The sequence below is a fragment of the Blautia sp. AM29-29 genome, assembly GCF_003480555.1.
GTDB lineage: Bacteria > Bacillota > Clostridia > Lachnospirales > Lachnospiraceae > Fusicatenibacter > Fusicatenibacter saccharivorans.
In genome coordinates, this window is the sequence record NZ_QUJD01000009.1 from 57,410 (window position 1) to 74,123 (window position 16,714).

General features: G+C 48.7%; 17 protein-coding genes. 8 read left to right on the plus strand and 9 right to left on the minus strand.

Annotated features, from left to right (window positions below; genetic code table 11):
* Nucleotides 1–6 precede the first annotated feature (6 nt).
* Nucleotides 7–408: an ATP synthase F1 subunit epsilon gene (atpC, locus tag DW769_RS08210; RefSeq protein ID WP_118750231.1), complete on the plus strand. Its 402-nt coding sequence runs from the start codon at nucleotides 7–9 to the stop codon at nucleotides 406–408.
* A gap of 75 nt (nucleotides 409–483) precedes the next feature.
* Here the strand turns inward: atpC and DW769_RS08215 are convergent, their stop codons facing one another.
* From DW769_RS08215 to DW769_RS08250, 8 genes are all read right to left on the minus strand, one after another.
* Entirely contained in the window at nucleotides 484–1,881 is a 1,398-nt protein-coding gene (locus DW769_RS08215; protein ID WP_118750232.1) for a Na+/H+ antiporter NhaC family protein, read from the minus strand.
* A 78-nt stretch (nucleotides 1,882–1,959) separates the two neighbouring features.
* Nucleotides 1,960–2,838 carry an N-carbamoylputrescine amidase gene (gene aguB, locus DW769_RS08220; protein ID WP_118750233.1) on the minus strand — a complete coding sequence of 293 codons (879 nt, stop codon included), beginning with the start codon at nucleotides 2,836–2,838 and terminating at the stop codon, nucleotides 1,960–1,962.
* Nucleotides 2,826–3,965 (minus strand): agmatine deiminase, encoded by a 1,140-nt coding sequence (gene aguA, locus DW769_RS08225; RefSeq protein ID WP_118750234.1) that lies wholly within the window; start codon nucleotides 3,963–3,965, stop codon nucleotides 2,826–2,828. Before aguA ends, aguB begins: the two co-directional genes overlap by 13 nt.
* Nucleotides 3,937–5,070: a carboxynorspermidine decarboxylase gene (gene nspC / locus DW769_RS08230; protein WP_118750235.1), complete on the minus strand. Its 1,134-nt coding sequence runs from the start codon at nucleotides 5,068–5,070 to the stop codon at nucleotides 3,937–3,939. The genes aguA and nspC overlap by 29 nt, the downstream gene beginning before the upstream one ends.
* Before the next feature lie 4 nt (nucleotides 5,071–5,074).
* Nucleotides 5,075–6,334 carry a saccharopine dehydrogenase family protein gene (locus tag DW769_RS08235; protein WP_022462242.1) on the minus strand — a complete coding sequence of 420 codons (1,260 nt, stop codon included), beginning with the start codon at nucleotides 6,332–6,334 and terminating at the stop codon, nucleotides 5,075–5,077.
* A gap of 470 nt (nucleotides 6,335–6,804) precedes the next feature.
* On the minus strand, nucleotides 6,805–7,335 hold the full coding sequence (locus DW769_RS08240; protein ID WP_022462243.1) for a GNAT family N-acetyltransferase: 531 nt from the start codon (nucleotides 7,333–7,335) through the stop codon (nucleotides 6,805–6,807).
* 2 nt (nucleotides 7,336–7,337) lie between these two features.
* The gene (locus tag DW769_RS08245; RefSeq protein ID WP_117804715.1) at nucleotides 7,338–7,856 is read right to left on the minus strand and encodes a peptidylprolyl isomerase; all 519 of its coding nucleotides are present in this window, start codon (nucleotides 7,854–7,856) and stop codon (nucleotides 7,338–7,340) included.
* A gap of 149 nt (nucleotides 7,857–8,005) precedes the next feature.
* Nucleotides 8,006–9,214 (minus strand): aspartate kinase, encoded by a 1,209-nt coding sequence (locus DW769_RS08250; protein ID WP_117804714.1) that lies wholly within the window; start codon nucleotides 9,212–9,214, stop codon nucleotides 8,006–8,008.
* A 245-nt stretch (nucleotides 9,215–9,459) separates the two neighbouring features.
* Between DW769_RS08250 and tsaE the strand changes: the two genes are divergently transcribed.
* From tsaE to DW769_RS08275, 5 genes are all read left to right on the plus strand, one after another.
* Nucleotides 9,460–9,879, plus strand: a complete 420-nt coding sequence (tsaE, locus tag DW769_RS08255) for a tRNA (adenosine(37)-N6)-threonylcarbamoyltransferase complex ATPase subunit type 1 TsaE (protein WP_022462246.1) — start codon at nucleotides 9,460–9,462, stop codon at nucleotides 9,877–9,879.
* A 117-nt stretch (nucleotides 9,880–9,996) separates the two neighbouring features.
* Complete coding sequence (tsaB, locus tag DW769_RS08260; RefSeq protein ID WP_055220568.1) at nucleotides 9,997–10,749, plus strand: tRNA (adenosine(37)-N6)-threonylcarbamoyltransferase complex dimerization subunit type 1 TsaB; 753 nt, start codon at nucleotides 9,997–9,999, stop codon at nucleotides 10,747–10,749.
* Nucleotides 10,746–11,201, plus strand: a complete 456-nt coding sequence (gene rimI, locus DW769_RS08265; protein WP_179965869.1) for a ribosomal protein S18-alanine N-acetyltransferase — start codon at nucleotides 10,746–10,748, stop codon at nucleotides 11,199–11,201. The genes tsaB and rimI overlap by 4 nt, the downstream gene beginning before the upstream one ends.
* A gap of 168 nt (nucleotides 11,202–11,369) precedes the next feature.
* Nucleotides 11,370–11,612, plus strand: a complete 243-nt coding sequence (locus DW769_RS08270) for a hypothetical protein (RefSeq protein WP_117802074.1) — start codon at nucleotides 11,370–11,372, stop codon at nucleotides 11,610–11,612.
* Nucleotides 11,613–11,672: 60 nt separating this feature from the next.
* Complete coding sequence (locus DW769_RS08275) at nucleotides 11,673–12,671, plus strand: alpha/beta fold hydrolase (RefSeq protein WP_070103695.1); 999 nt, start codon at nucleotides 11,673–11,675, stop codon at nucleotides 12,669–12,671.
* Between the two features lie 75 nt (nucleotides 12,672–12,746).
* On the opposite strand, the gene DW769_RS08280 is transcribed toward DW769_RS08275, so the two are convergent.
* Nucleotides 12,747–13,835, minus strand: coding sequence for an MFS transporter (locus tag DW769_RS08280; RefSeq protein ID WP_118750236.1), 1,089 nt, complete (start codon nucleotides 13,833–13,835; stop codon nucleotides 12,747–12,749).
* A 356-nt stretch (nucleotides 13,836–14,191) separates the two neighbouring features.
* Here DW769_RS08280 and DW769_RS08285 point away from each other — a divergent pair, with 356 nt between their 5' ends.
* Both DW769_RS08285 and DW769_RS08295 read left to right on the plus strand, forming a co-directional pair.
* Nucleotides 14,192–15,328, plus strand: a complete 1,137-nt coding sequence (locus DW769_RS08285) for an aldo/keto reductase (protein ID WP_243105436.1) — start codon at nucleotides 14,192–14,194, stop codon at nucleotides 15,326–15,328.
* 391 nt (nucleotides 15,329–15,719) lie between these two features.
* A complete protein-coding gene (locus DW769_RS08295) occupies nucleotides 15,720–16,676 on the plus strand; it encodes a substrate-binding domain-containing protein (RefSeq protein ID WP_118600866.1) in 957 nt (318 codons plus the stop codon).
* Nucleotides 16,677–16,714: the final 38 nt, after the last annotated feature.

Consider the following 16,714-nt stretch of genomic DNA (forward strand, 5'->3'; position numbering starts at 1 on the left):
TGACGTATGAGTACATTTCCTTTACGTGTCGGCACGCCGGACGGACTTCTCTATGAGGGTGACGTAGCGCGCGTTGTCTGCAGAACCATCAGCGGCGACCTGGCAATTCTGCCTGGGCACTGCAATTACTGCACTGCACTCGGTATGGGCGAGGCGCATATTGTGCTGGAGGACGGAAAGAGAAGAAATGCCGCCTGCATCGGCGGAATGCTTTCCATGATGAACGGGGTCTGCCGTGTCCTGGCAACAACCTGGGAGTGGGAAGAGGATATTGATGCAGAGCGCGCCGAGGCTGCCAAACACAGGGCCGAGCAGGCGCTGGCAAACGGCGGTCTGACAGATAAAGAATACCGTATTGCCGAAGCCAAGCTGCAGCGTGCGCTGGTGCGGTTGAGTGTAAAAGAATAAAAAAACAAAAAAAAGCCTTCGATGAATCTGGAAAAATCCGATCGTCGAAGACTTTTTTTATTTTAAGGGTGCTTTTTAAAGAGCAAAAATTCCGCAGATTAAGAATCCTGCTACGGCGAGAGCAGCACTGATCAGGACGTAAGGAAACTGCGACACGGCATGTGACATATTGTCAATCTCGCAGGTCGCGGAGGAAAGAACCGTTGCGTCGGAATAGAAGCATGCATGGCTTCCGAAAACACCGCCGGATACGACAGCGCCAAGCGCCAGAAGTACATTAGCATCAAGGGCGATGGCAAGCGGAACAACGATGGAAACGGCTACGGCCTCAATTCCCCAGAAAGAGCTGGTGACAAAGGTCAGAACTGCAATGACAACAAAAATAATAGCTGCCAGTGTTTTGGCATTCATATACGGAACACACAGGTTGATGACGTATTCCGAGAGTCCCATTTCGCCGCAGGCAGTCTTGATCATAAAGGATGCAAGAAGAATGGCGAGAACCGGAAGAATATCTGCAAAGCCGGCAAAAAACAGTTCCACGTACCGCGTAAAGGTCATTTTCTTCCGCGGAAGATAAAGAATCATACAGGAAGCAAGAGCAAGAATAATCGCCTGCATCATATCCTGTGTGGCTACTGTCACACCGATCAGAATACCGATGGGGATCAGAAAATCCAGTATATTTCCGGGATTGGTATTTTCGGGCGGGTAATCAACGCTCATTCCGGCCATGGCAATGTCAACGGAAGGGGCATTGTGCATTTTGGGATGCTCCGGTGTCTGCTCTTTCTTTTCCAGATCGGTATAGGCATCTTTCATTTTTCCGAGCTTTGGCATCAGTTTGCAGGCAAACAGAATGACAACCAGAAGTGCAGCCATGGGATAAAACATATAAGGAAGCACTTTTAAGTAAACACTCATACCGGTGGAAAAGCCCATATTGAGAATGCCCGGTTCCTGAATAAAAACACCGGAATAAAAAACTACCCAGGTGGAAAAGGGAATCAGTGCACAGACAGGTGCACCGGTTGAGTCAATGATATAGGCAAGGGCCTGGCGTGGGACTTTTCGTTTATCACAGACATCCTTCATACAGGTTCCAACGGTCATGATGTTGAGATAATCATCGACAAAAATAATGATTCCGAGAAATACCGACATCATCATGGTGATCCGTTCATTTTTACAGAAACGGCTTAACAGGTTGGAAAAACCAAGTGTTCCTTTTGCCTCGCGGAGCAGGAAGATGAAGCCTCCGAACAGTCCGCAGAGAAGAAGAATATACTGGTTATCTGCGTTGCTGATCTCCGAAAGCAGCAGATCGCACCAGGGTCCGATAAAAGCCGCTTTGTACATGATGAGATAGGCAACCAGGGTTCCGAAAATCAGAGCTTCGAAAGATTTTTTCGTTTTTAATGCAAAAATCAGCATCGCCGCAGGCGGCAGCAGACATAAAACTCCATATTGCATAGCGGTTCTCCTTTGTAGTTAGAATATGTGATGCAGCGCACCGCTGTAGGAAGAGTTACAACAGGAAGAGACAGAGCTTTACTGTTTCGTCATGATACGATAAGTTTCCGGCCGCCGGTCACGGAAAAGCCCCCAGGAAAAACGTTCTTCGCGCAGGGCATCCAGATCGAAGGAGGCGTACAGGATTTCCTCGGTATCTCTTCCGGCAGATGCCACAAGCTCACCGGTTGCATCGGCAATAAAGGAAGAACCGTAGAAAGTAAGAGAAGAGGACTGGCCGCCATTTTCTTCACAGGGCGTTACGGTTTCGGTACCAATCCGGTTTGCAGCAGCAACCGGAACAAGATTTGCGGCAGCATGTCCCTGCATGACGCGCCGCCAGTGCCCGCTGCTGTCTACATTCAGGATCGGCTCACTTCCGATCGCGGTAGGATAGAGCAGGATTTCAGCCCCCTGCACAGCCATACATCGTGCTGTTTCCGGAAACCACTGATCCCAGCAGATGCCGACGCCGATGGTTCCAAAACGTGTTTCAAAGACTTTGAATCCCGTATCTCCCGGAGTGAAATAGAATTTTTCCTGATAAAAATGATCGTCCGGGATATGGGTCTTGCGGTAAACACCAAGAATGGATCCGTCTGCATCGATCATGGCAATGGAATTAAACAGGCGCTGAACATCCCTTTCATAAAAGCTGACCGGAATCACGACCCCAAGTTCTCCGGCAACGGCCTGAAAACGCCGGACAGCGGGATTTTCTGTCAAAGGCAGGGCATAATCATAATAATCGTATCGCTTTTCCTGACAAAAATACGGTCTTTCAAATAATTCAGGAAGAAGGATGAGATTGGCGCCGTTGGAAGCGGCTTCACGGACCAGAGTCTCTGCTTTGTCTATATTTTCCTGTACCTGACTGCAGCACGAAAACTGCAGTGCGGCAATTTTTATATTTCGCATAATCTGTTTCCTCTTTTCTTTGCCGGAATCTGCTGGGTAATACAGTGAATGTTGCCTCCGCCGGTCAGAATGACGCGTGCATCGACAGGGAGGATTCGTCGATCCGGGAAGCATTTTCCGAGAATTTCTGCAGCCACGGTGTCGTTTTCATCGCCGAACCGGGGAAGAAGGACACAGTGATTGGCAAGGTAAAAATTGATATAACTGGCGGCAAGACGTTCGCCGGCTTCCCGCTGGTCTTCGCCAGCTTCAAAATCATAGCCGAGAAGATCTTCTTCTGTAATACAGATGGGATGCTTCGGAATGGGCAGCTTGTGAATCACAAAGCTTCGTCCCTTCGCGTCAACGGTATGGGAGAGAAGATCAAAAGCGGCCCTGCTTCTGGCATACTGAGGATCGTTTTCGTCATCTGTCCAGGCAAGAAGTACTTCTCCTGGCTTTACAAAGCAGCACATATTATCGATATGGCCGTTGGTTTCATCGTTGTAAATACCAAAAGGAAGCCAGATGATTTTCTCGACCGAAAGATACTGACGCAGCTTTTCTTCAATTTCCGCTCTTGTAAGAGAAGGATTGCGCCCCGGACTCAGCAGACATTCTTCGGTCGTAAGCAGGGTTCCTTCCCCGTCAACATGGATGGAGCCGCCTTCCAGAACAAAGGGGCGGGCATTATAGAAGGAATCTCCGAGAAAACTACAGATTCGTTCAGGAACCTCACGGTCATGTTCAAAGTGGGAGTACAGACCATCATACTGGCCGCCCCAGGCGTTGAATTCCCATTGAATGCCTCTTCGCCCGCCCTGATCGTTGACCACAAACGTAGCGCCGGTATCTCTTGCCCAGGCATCCTCTGTTTGGGCTTCGATCAGATGAATCCGGTCGGAGGAAAGCAGTTCCTGTGCCGATGCTTTATCCTGTGGCCGGACGAAAAGATAAACCTGTTCATAAGCGGCAATTGCTTCTGCAATTTCTGCAAATGCCGTTCTTGCCGCTTTTGCCCCGTAATTCCAGGAACCGGGACGCCACGGCCAGATCATCAGCGTGCCTTCGTGGGGCTCAAATTCGCCCGGCATGTAAAAGCCATCGGCTTTTGGGGTTCTAAGACAATCGGTTTTTGAAATCTTCATATCCAAACTCCTTTATCATTCGGCAGTTTCCAGCTTTGTCCATCACCGCGATGGAAGGGAGTGGGATTCCGTTAAAGGTATTGGTTTTTACCATCGAATAAATCGCCATATCTTCAAAATACAGTCTGTCACCGATCCGGATTTGGGAATCGAAGGAATATTCGCCGATTACGTCGCCCGCCAGGCAGGTATTGCAGGAAAGGCGGTAGGTATAAGGCTTTTCCCCAGGCAGTCCGCTGCCTTTGAGCGGAGGGCGGTACGGCATCTCAAGCACATCCGGCATATGGCAGGCAGCGGAAGTGTCAAGAATTAAAATTTTTCCGTTATTTTCAACAATATCGAGAACTTCCGTGACATTGTAGCCTGCGTTTAAGGCAACTGCTTCCCCGGGCTCCAGGTAAATCTGAAGACCATACGTTTCTTTCATATGGTTGATACAGGAAATCAGGCGTTCGATATCGTAATCCTCACGGGTGATATGATGTCCGCCTCCCATGTTAAGCCAGTTCATTTTAAAAAGCCACTTGCCGAATTTTTCTTCCACGGCGCGCAGCGTGGTTTCCAGATCATCCGAATTCTGTTCACAGAGGGTATGAAAATGAAGACCGTCCACAAGATCAGCCAGTTCGTCTGTAAAATCGCAGGCGCGGATGCCCATGCGGGAGCCGGGCGCACAGGGATCATAAATCGCATGGCCTTCCTGCGTGGAGCATTCCGGGTTGATGCGAAGTCCGGCTTTTGCGGTTCCGGAAGCCTTAAGTACAGGGAGGTACGTTCGGAGCTGCTTTTCTGAATTGAAAATAATGTGATCGCAGATCTGTGCGAGCTCTTCCATATCCTGCGGGCGGTAGGCCGGAGAATACACATGATTCTCCAGCCCCATTTCTTCCTTTCCAAGCCGCGCCTCATAGAGTCCGCTGGCAGTTGTTCCGCTGATATATTTTCCAATCAGCGGATATTCCGAAAAACAGGAAAAGCATTTCTGAGCCAGCAGAATTTTTGCACCGGTGCGTTCTTCTACCTGGTGCAGGATCTTTAAGTTTTCTTCCAGTTTGCCTTCATCAATGACAAAACAGGGAGTTGGCAGTTCGTTTATCTTATACATAGGCTTAATCTACTAAAACAGGATTTTCTACGACCTTCCACGGAAGACCCCACTTGTTGAGTGCTTCCATGTACGGATCCGGATCGAATTCATCTGTGGTGTAGACACCCGGCTTGTTCCAGAGGCCGTTCACGACCATCATGGTTCCGATCATGGCCGGAACGCCGGTTGTGTAGGAAATCGCCTGAGACTCTACTTCCCGGTAGCATTCCTGGTGGTCACAGACATTGTAAATGTAAATGCTTCTTTCTTTTCCATCCTTGATACCGGTAAAAATACAGCCGATGTTGGTTTTACCCACGGTGCGCGGGCCAAGAGTGGAAGGATCCGGGAGAAGCTCTTTTAAAAACTGGATCGGTACAATCTGCTGCCCGTTGAAGGTAATCGGAGTGGTAGAGAGAAGTCCTACATTCTCCAGACATTTCATATGAGTCAGATAGCTCTGGCCGAAGGTCATGAAAAAGCGGATTCTTTTTACGCCCGGGATGTTTTTGGCAAGAGCCTCAATTTCTTCATGATGAAGAAGATACATATCCTTCTCGCCTACCTCATCGAAGTTATATTCCCGTTTGATCGACATTGGCGGAATTTCCACCCAGTGGCCGTTTTCCCAGTAAGAACCGGGAGCGGATACCTCGCGGAGGTTGATTTCCGGATTGAAGTTGGTTGCAAACGGATATCCATGATCGCCGCCGTTGCAGTCCAGAATATCAATCGTGTGAATTTCATCGAAATAGTGTTTCTGTGCATAGGCTGCAAAAACGCTGGTGACACCAGGGTCAAAGCCGGTTCCGAGAAGACCGGTGATGCCGGCTTCCTTGAAACGGTCCATATAAGCCCACTGCCAGGAGTAATCAAAGTAAGCAGAAAAGCCAAGCTCTTCGCATCTCTTTTCGTAGATCGCACGCCATGCCGGATCATCCGTGTTTTCTGCTTCGTAGTTTGCAGTATCAATGTAAGGAACCTTACATGCAAGGCAGGCATCCATAATGGTAAGATCCTGATAAGGAAGAGCCAGATTTAATACGGCATCCGGCTGATACTGTTTGATTAAGGCAATTAATTCTTCTGTGCAGTCGGCATCCACCTTTGCTGTTGTGATAATGGTTTTTGTGGTCGGAGCCAGCTTTTCTTTTAAAGCATCGCACTTGGAAAGGGTGCGGCTTGCAATCATAATTTCAGAAAATACTTCACTGTTCTGGCAGCATTTGTGAATGGCTACGGATGCAACACCGCCGCATCCGATGATCATAACTTTTGACATTGTTTGGTTCTCCTTTTTCAGAAAATGGTGTTGGGTTCATCTTTGGCTATAAGCACGAAAAAAAGACAGATGACGTGCATCATCTGTCTAAAAATCGAAATTTATACATGATCGTATTGTGCAAACTTCAGGGGATGGACAAAAATCCAGGCTTCTCCCTGTTTTCCTATGCAGAAATATATAGTCACGTACTCTTATTGACCGTTTCATAAGATGATGTGCTCGTCGTAGAGCATCGATTATAAAGTAATCAACTCATAAAATTTGCGCTTTTAACGCAATCAATAATGTGGCTCTTAACCACGCTCGGCAACTACCCCTGCCTGTCCGTCGGTTTTTTACCAGGGGCATATATTTTGCATAAGAACAGAATTGTTCGCTTGCAGTTCCAAATTATAAAGTGAAATGACATGGATGTCAAGAAAAATTTGTGAAACTATTCAGAGCTATGCGAAATGGAAGATTAAAAATCACAGGGTGATCCAGTAACGCTCCAGTGTTTTGTTTTCATCGGCACGATAAGCGGTGCCGTCGAACCGGCCGCCATTTTTCAGGATCGTTCTGCGGCTTCCCTCGTTGGTATCCAGGCAGCAGACCAGAATTTCGGAAAGGCCGAGGCTTTTGCAGTACGGCTGCACATTTTTCAGCATCCAGGAGGCATAGCCTTTTCTGCGTTCCGACGGGCGGACGGAGTAGCCGATATGGCCGCCAAAGGTGCGCAGAAAATCGTTCAGGTAGTGGCGCACCTGAATCATGCCGACAAGGCGGTTGTCTGATTTGCGGATGCACAGAAACTGTGTTGCGAGAACCATGCCCTCCGGCAGAGTCTCCTCTCTGGTATACCGCATGGTATCTTCAAGATACGCCTTCATATCATCAAACCGGCGAAGCGGTCCGCAGCCGTCCATGGAATCGCTGTTTTCCAGAAAATCGTTCCGGTAGGCGGCGAGCTCGGCGAAGTATTCCTCCGACGGTTCAACTAACATCAGTTCATCGTTCATCCTTAGCATTTCTCCGGTTCCGGATACTCGACGCCGAAGGTCTCAACGGTAACGGTAGCCATTCTCTGCGGCTGCAGCGGTTTGTCGCTGTAGTCGGTGTTGACAGATGCGATTTTATCTACGACTTCCAGGCCTTCTGTTACTTTTCCGAAAGCAGCGTATGCGCCGTCCAGATGCGGAGCAGCTTTGTGCATGATGAAGAACTGGCTTCCTGCGCTGTCCGGGAACATGGTACGTGCCATGGAGAGAACGCCTGGGGTGTGTGCGAGGTTGTTCTCAAATCCGTTCTGGGAGAACTCACCCTTGATGCAGTAATCCGGGCCGCCGGCGCCTGTGCCTGCCGGATCTCCGCCCTGGATCATGAATCCCGGGATGACACGGTGGAAGGTCAGACCGTCATAGAAGCCTTTTTTTGCCAGACTGATGAAGTTGTTCACGGTGTTCGGGGCGATTTCCGGGTAAAGCTCTGCTTTCATCACATCGCCGTTTTCCATAGTAATTGTAACGATTGGGTTAGACATCATTGTTTTCCTCCTGATTTTTAAACGATTTTTTGATAAGACGTAAGCAGCCATTTTTCGAAGAAAATGAGCGGATTACGAATGTTTTTGATGATTGCCGGAGTGCAAAGCACGTAGCAATCTGGTATCAAAGGGGTCCCCCCTTTTTTTCAGACACGCTCCAGGAATGTCTCATGGAGCGCACGCATTGCCTGATCTGCGTATGCTTCGTCGATCAGGGCAGTGATGCGGATTTCTGAGGTGGTAACCATCTCGGTATTGATTCCTGCATTGGCGAGCGCGCCGAACATTTTGGCAGCCACGCCCGAATGGGAGCGGACACCGGCTCCGATGACGGAAATCTTTGCCACGTTCTCATCATAATCCAGCTTTTTGATGCCGAGCAAATCCTTGTTGTCGTTCAGCACATCGATCGTGCGCAGCATATCCGGCTTTGCAACGGTAAAGGAAACGGACTTTGTGCCGTCCTTTCCGAGTGACTGGATCATGACATCGATGTTCAGATTGTTCCGATCCAGTAAATTTAAGAGGCGGAACGTGCTCTCCGGATCGTTGCCAAGGCCTGCAACACGGATTTTTGCCACATTTTTGTCGGCAGCCACGCCGCTGATTAACATTTTTTCCATTTTGGTTTTCTCCCTTACCATCGTTCCGGAATTCCGGTTCAGACTGGAGCAGACCAGAAGTTCCACGCCGTATTTTTTTGCGATTTCCACGCATCTGCTGTGAAGGACTTTTGCGCCGAGCGAAGCCATCTCCAGCATTTCATCGTAAGTTACCTCTTCCATCTTGCGCGCATTCGGTACAATCCGCGGATCTGCGGTGTAGACGCCGTCTACATCCGTGTAGATTTCACAGACATCCGCGTGCAGCTCTGCAGCGAGGGCAACCGCAGTCGTATCGGAGCCGCCGCGTCCGAGCGTTGTGATATCATCGTATTTGTTGATCCCCTGGAAGCCGGTGACAATGACAATTTTGTTGTCATCCAGCTCTTTACGGATGCGCTCGGTGTCGATCCGTTTGAAGCGCGCGTTCTGATAATCGGAGGTCGTGTGCATCGGTACCTGCCAGGCATTTAAAGAAACAGCACTGACGCCCATCTGAATCATGGTTATGGCCATCAGGGAAACGGAAACCTGTTCACCGGTGGCAAGAAGCATATCCATCTCGCGGCGGGACGGTTTTTCCGTAATCTGTTTTGCGGTTGCAATCAGTCCGTCCGTCGTTTTTCCCATCGCGGAGAGAACGACAACGACCTGGCTTCCGGCCTGCTGTTTTTCGATGCAGCGCTGTGCTACATTGCGGATGTGCGCAAGATCTGCGACGGAGCTTCCGCCAAATTTCATTACAGTCAGCATAACAGTTTTGATCTCTTTCCTTTTTGATTTACGCGGACAAAAGCGCAGAGCGTGTTTTACCGCGTTTTCCGGGCCGAAAAAACAGGAGTGGGACGTTTTTGGGCCGCGAAACTCTGATACATAGTATAGCGAAAACAGATAGAAAAAGCAAGGAAAAGCACAAGGAAAAGCGGTTTCGTTCTGCGGTTGTATTACCTTTTTGTTTGTGTTAAAATGATAGGCAGAAAAAGAGGAGAAGAAAGCATATGATCATAGAAACAAATTCTGCGTCGGAGACGCTTGCCCTTGGCGAAAAGCTGGGAAAAGCGGCGAAGCCTGGCCAGATTTATACATTAAACGGAGACCTTGGTGTTGGAAAAACCGTTCTGACGCAGGGCTTTGCAAAAGGACTTGGCATCACAGAGGCAGTCAACAGTCCCACATTTACCATTATTCAGGAATATACTGAGGGACGTCTGCCATTTTATCATTTCGATGTTTACCGGATCGGTGATATAGAAGAAATGGAAGAAATCGGATACGATGATTACTTTTTCGGTGAGGGTGTCTGCCTGATCGAATGGGCAGAACTGATTGAAGAGCTGATCCCGGAGGGTGCGATTTCGATTACGATAGAAAAAGACCTCGAAAAAGGGTTTGATTACCGGAAAATTACGGTGGAATAAAAGAAAAAATCCTGAATGTGGTGGAAAAACAAAAGGAAATCGTAAAGATTCCTGTTTCCGGCAGACTGCCAAAATGAGTTGCACAGGAAGGAAATATCGGAAAGGAAACAAAAAATTATGAAAATACTTGCACTGGACAGCTCCGGCCTGGTGGCTTCGGTGGCTGTTGTTGAAAATGACACACTGCTTGCGGAATACACCGTAAATTATAAAAAAACACATTCCCAGACTCTGCTTCCGATGCTGGATGAAATCTCGAACATGACAGAGCTGGATCTTTCGACGATCGATGCGATTGCAGTTGCCGGAGGTCCGGGCTCGTTTACCGGTCTTCGCATCGGTTCTGCAACAGCCAAGGGACTTGGTCTGGCACTTGAAAAACCACTGATTTCCATTCCAACGACGGCGGCAATCGCGTACAATATATGGGATACTAACAAATTTGTCTGCCCGATCATGGATGCGAGAAGAAACCAGGTCTATACCGGAGTTTACTGCTACACGGATCATCGTCTCGATACGGTCTGGGAACAGGATACGATGAGCATTGAGGCACTGGCGGAGGGCCTGAACTGCCTCGACCACGAAGTGATTTTCCTCGGGGACGGCGTTGCGGTTTACCGGGAAAAATTGCAGGAGCTTCTTACGATTCCGTTTTCGTTTGCACCGGCGCACGTGAACCGCCAGAGAGCGGCCGCAGTCGCAGCACTGGCTGAGGTTTATTATAAAGAAGGAAAGATTCAGACGGCCGAGGAGCATGAGCCGGAATACCTGAGAAAATCGCAGGCGGAGCGGGAAAGAGCCGAACGGGAATCTGTGAAGCATGCCGATGTGCTGAAAAAACAGAAAAACGGAGAGAAGAGCGAATGATCACAATCCGGGAAATGCAGATCGACGATCTGGAGCAGGTGATGCCGATTGAGGAGGCCAACTTTTCGATTCCATGGACAGAAACTGGATTTTTTACCTTTCTGATCCGTGACGACGCACTGTTTCTTGTAGCAGAGGAGGACGGTGAAATTTTAGGATATCTCGGAATCCTGATTTCCTTTGATGAAAGTGAGATCACAAATGTCTGCGTGGCAGAAAAAGCGAGAAGACGCGGCATCGGCCGTGCACTGATGGAAGAGCTGTTCCGTCGGATGCAGGAGAGAAAGGTGCGCGTGATTCATCTGGATGTGCGCATCGGCAATACGCCGGCACGGAATCTGTATGAGAGTCTTGGCTTTGTGCAGGACGGCCTCAGGAAGGGGTATTACGATCTCCCCAAGGAGGATGCGGTGCTGATGAGCCGGACGGATGAATCGGTTCCGAAGAGGTAGAGAGAAATTGTTATTGTATACGCATTTAACGCACAGGACTTTCCTTTCATTCCCAGTAGGAATGGCGGGAAAGATGTGTTACAATCGACAGGACACAGGAGAATCTGATTTCTGTTTTGTGTCAGGAACGAAGAAAGAAACGTTTTTTGATACACGGGAGGAAGAAAAATGCGGAAATACAACAAAAACACAAATGAGCTGGAAGCGGCGGTGTGTAACTGCTGCGGAAAAAGCATGAAAATACAGAATGGAATGCTGCTGGAGGGGATCTGCTCGGTCGACACGACGTGGGGGTACTTTTCCGGGAAGGACCTGGAAAAGCATGAGTTTGATCTGTGCGAGGAGTGTTACGATCGGATTACGGCATCGTTTGCGGTTCCGCCGAAGATTTCGGAGGATATGGAAGGTTAGAACGTGCCTGAAAAGGCTTAGTCGTTTCGACTCGTTTTCGGCAGAAAGGGGAAATAGCTAATGAGGAGAGAATTTACGATTCAGTCGAAGGTGGATGGGCTGGTTCTTGACGGACTTGTAGTGGAGCCGGAGGAGGGCGTACAGCGGACGGCACTTCTGCAGCTCAGCCATGGAATGAGCGAATACAAGGAGCGGTATCTGCCGTTTATGGAGTTTATGGCGGAACACGGTGTAGTGTGTGTGATTCATGATCACCGCGGGCACGGAAAGAGTGTGAAGTCGGAGCAGGACCTCGGATTTATGTACGGCGCAGGCGGCGCAGGACTTGTGGAGGATCTGTTTCTTGTCACGAAGTGGGCAAAGAAGGAGTACCCGGATCTTCCGTTTGTTCTGATGGGACACAGTATGGGCTCCCTGGTTGTGCGCGCATACGCGAAGGAACACGACCAGGAGCTGGATGCGCTGATTGTGTGCGGTTCACCGAGCAAGAATTATCTGCGGCCGCTGGGTGCGGCTGTGGGACACGCGGAAGCGGCGGTGCTCGGGGACGAGCATCGGAGCAATCTTCTGGAGGCAATGTCGTTTGGATCGTTTGCGGCGCGGTTTGCGGATGAGAAGAGCCGGTTCGCCTGGTGCTGTTCGGACCCGGAGGTGGTGCGGGAGTATGAAGAAAATCCACTCTGTGGCTTTACGTTTTCGGATGATGCTTTTTTTGCGCTGAATGATCTGCTGAAGGAGACGTATGGATTCCATGGATGGCATTGCACAAACCGGAAGCTGCCGGTGCTGTTTTTGTCCGGCGGGGATGATCCGTGTTATGTGAATGTGCGGCGCTTTAAAAAATCCATTGACCATATGCGGCTGATCGGGTACCGCAATGTCAGAGGAAAGCTGTATCCGGGAATGCGGCATGAAATACTGAACGAGAAAGAGAAGTACCGCGTATATGGCGATGTCTGGAAGTGGTTGAAGAAAGAAAAAGTGGTGGAGAATGTGGAGGGGGGAAGCACACCCCCGCAGACCCCAGACGGCGCTCTGGCAGGGAGCGGCGGTGTTTGATCATTTTTTGAAAAAAACGCTCATCAGCAAAAAAACTGATGAGCGTTTTTTTCAATGTAAGTAAATTTTTGACGATCACATGATCCATCCAAATACGGTGGAAAGGACGATCATAATCATGGAAAAGACAAACGAGTTCACCGACATCAGCGTCGCCCGCTGCCTGGACGGGATCATGTCATTGAGCAGAATATCGGTCCGGACTTCAAGAAAATCATCGGAAAAGGATCCGACAAATCCGCCGAAGACCATAAGGGCCGGCAGTCCGGTAAAGCTCATAAGAAAGGCGAAAAGTACACCGATCGTGCCAAACAGCAGAATCGCGCGGTAGCGGTATTTGTGAAAGTATGCCGTCATCCGCGATCCCAGTGCCGCGCCGAGTCCCATCACGAAGAGGGCAGGTCCAAGCAGCGCGCTGTTCATGCCGGTGAGTGGCAGCTTCGCCTGTAAAAAGAAGAGAACCAGCGTGGAAACGGCACCGATGAGTGCGTTCACCAGCATAATATTTCTTGCTTTTTTCTCACGGACAAGAAACTGCCAGCTTTCCTGCACAACCGAAACGATTTCCTGTCCAACAGGATAATGAACTGGTGTTTCGTCCGTTTTTATTTCCACAAGGCGGAATGAAACGCCAAGCGCAATCAGCCCGAAGAAGAGATCAATCGCATACGCGCGCCGGTATCCCAGCCACAGGGCAAGACCTGCGCAGAGCGTTGCGGTGGAATTGGTGATACGGTACAGCATCATTTCGGTAGAAGAAAAACGGGCATAAAATCCTTCGTCCCCGTTCTGCTTCAGACTGTCATACGCAAGTGCCTCCCGTGTGCCGGATGCAAGGTTATAGCTGAGCGCACTGCATCCAAGCGCAAGCGCCGTTGTAGCAAAGCCGGTGGAAAAAATCATCAGCGTACCGGAAATCAGGGAGGTCATCTGGCTTGCAATCAGCGTTTTCCGCCGCCCGAAAACATCGGCGACAACGCCGGAGGGGAGTTCAAAGCAGAGGCTCACGATATGGAAAATACTTTCGAGCATCCCGATCTGCAGCAGCGAAAATCCACGGAGTGCGAGCAGTGCAACCCACGAAGCCGCCGCAATCTGAAAATAGCCGACCGTGGTCATAAGATATAAAGTTCGTATTTGTTTTCTAATAGTTTTCTCAGACATAAAAAAATCTCCTTGTCAAAATATAGTAAAATTTTGATTGGGAGATATGTGCGTTTTCTATAGAATTTTAAGAACTCAAAAAGTGAAGTTTACTTAAAAAAGAGCGCACTATCCCCATAAACAGCTGAAACATCGCCATTTGTGAGGTGAAGAAACTGGTTTTTCCAGATCATAGTGCTACTCCTTTTGTAATCATAATTTTTTACCAGAATACCACCGGAAACGGAAAAAGTCAAAGAAAAATTTTGACAAAAATAAAAAAAACTATTGACTTTCAAGTATACTTTAATGCTACAATTTTTTCAACAATACTGAGGAAACGAAGGTTTTCCGCGGAAAAGAAAGGGGATTTTATCATGAGTGTAGATGTAACAAAAATGCCGAAATTAGGATTTGGCATGATGCGCCTTCCGGAGAAGGACGGAGAACTGGATCTGGAGCAGATCTGTAAAATGGTCGATGCGTACCTTGCCTCCGGAATGAACTATTTTGACACCGCCTATATGTACTGCGGCGGAAAATCGGAGAGCATCGTGAAAAAAGCGCTGGTAGAGCGTCATCCGAGAGAAAGCTTTACTCTGACGACAAAACTCCCGCAGTGGATGATGGACGAGGGCATCGAAGGTCGTGACCGCATTTTCAACGATCAGCTCGCGCGCACCGGAGCAGGCTACTTTGATTATTACCTGTTGCATAGCGTAGAAGACGGCGCAAACTATGAAGGCTATGTGAAATACGACTGTTTCAACTGGGCCAAGAAGAAAAAAGAAGAGGGATTGATCAAACACTTTGGTTTCTCCTTCCACGGAACGCCGGAGCTGCTTGACAAGATTCTCTCCGAGCATCCGGAGGTCGAAATTGTCCAGATCCAGATGAACTATGCTGACTGGGACAATCCGCTGATCCAGTCCGGACGTCTGTATGAGGTGCTTCGGAAATACGATATGCCGTTCCTTGTTATGGAGCCGGTAAAGGGCGGTTCCCTTGCATCAGCAGGCAAAGAGATTGAAGCAGAGATGAAACGCGTTCATCCGGATGCATCAATTGCGTCCTGGGCACTCCGCTTTGCGGCTTCCCTCCCGGGTGTTGCAACCGTGCTCTCCGGTATGTCAAACGAGGAACAGATGGAGGATAATATCAAAACCTTCCGAAATTTTGTACCGTTAAACGAGGAAGAAAAAGCAGTGATCGCCAAAGCACAGGAAGCGCTGAAAAAGAGTCCGGCGGTTCCATGTACCGCCTGTCGTTACTGCTGCGACGGATGTCCGATGGGAATCGCGATTCCGGATGTGTTCAAGGCATTGAATACCATCCGCCTGTATGGAGAAGAAGACCGCGCGAAAAATTATTATAAAAAGCTGCTGGAAACATCGGGAAAAGCAGAAGACTGCGTGCAGTGCGGTCAGTGTGAGAGTGTATGCCCGCAGCATCTGCCGATCATTGACCTGTTAAAAAAAGCGTCCGAAAAGCTTGACGTGCCGGTGACGGAATAAGAGGATTGCGAATATCCGCTTTTGCATATGCTTTAGAAAAAGGCTCCCCGGAATACTCTGAAAAAAGAGTATTCCGGGGAGCCTTTTTTTTCTATGGGAAATCTTGTTGGAATTTCCTGCGGAGAAAAAGATCCTTTGGGCAGGATTGCACTGCGCGGAAAAAATGTGCCACTTGCGAGAGATGTGACGGAGCGGTTTACGACCGGAAAAATGGAATGTAAAAAAGAAAAAACTCATGTTTTACATAAACTTAACATCTCTGAGATTTTGCATTTTACACGCCGTTGTTATGATGAAACCTGTAAAAACGAAATGTAAAAAACGTCGGGATTGCGATTTTACAAAATAGAAATCACAAAAATCCCGTGTGAAAAGAGGAGAAAAGAATATTATGAAGAGAAAAGTAATTGCAATCACCTTAACCGCAATGATGGCTGCAGGAATGCTTGCAGGATGTGGAAGCAGCGATAGCAGCAGTTCTTCCACAGCAGACACTACAAAAGAGGCTTCTGCAACAGAGGCAGATGGCAGCACAGACGGTGACAGCACCGCAGCAGGCGGAGATTTTTCCGGACAGATCAGCGTGATCTCCCGTGAGGATGGTTCCGGTACCAGAGGTGCATTCATCGAGCTGTTCGGTGTAGAAGAGAAAAACGATGCAGGTGAGAAAGTGGATAATACCACCGTTGATGCACAGATCACCAACAATACTTCCGTTATGATGAGCACAGTGGCAGGTAACCAGCACGCAATCGGTTATATCTCCCTTGGATCCTTAAATGATGAAGTCAAAGCACTGAAAATCGACGGAGCAGAGGCAAGCGCAGAGAACGTAGAAAACGGTTCCTATAAAGTAAGCCGTCCGTTCAACATTGTAACAAAAGACGGTCTTTCCGCAGATGCGCAGGATTTCATGGACTACATCTTAAGCACCGACGGACAGCAGGTTGTTTCAGATGACGGATATATTGCAATCAAAGATACCAAAGCCTACGAAGGAAACTGCAGCGGTGAAAAGGTTGTGGTAGCAGGATCTTCCTCTGTAACACCACTGATGGAAAAATTAAAAGAGGCTTATACAAAAGTAAATTCAAACGCTAACATCGAAGTACAGCAGAGCGATTCCACAACAGGTATCACTTCCGCAAGCGACGGTCTCTGCGACATCGGTATGGCATCCCGTGACTTAAAGGATGAGGAGAAATCCTCAGGGCTTACCGCAACCGTAATCGCAACCGACGGTATTGCTGTCATCGTAAACAAAGAGAACCCGACCGACGGGCTGACCAGCGATCAGGTAAAGAGCATCTATGTTGGCGACACAACCGACTGGGCAGATGTAAAATAAAGAATGTATAAAGCAATGGAAAAAGAAGTAAGGGCGAA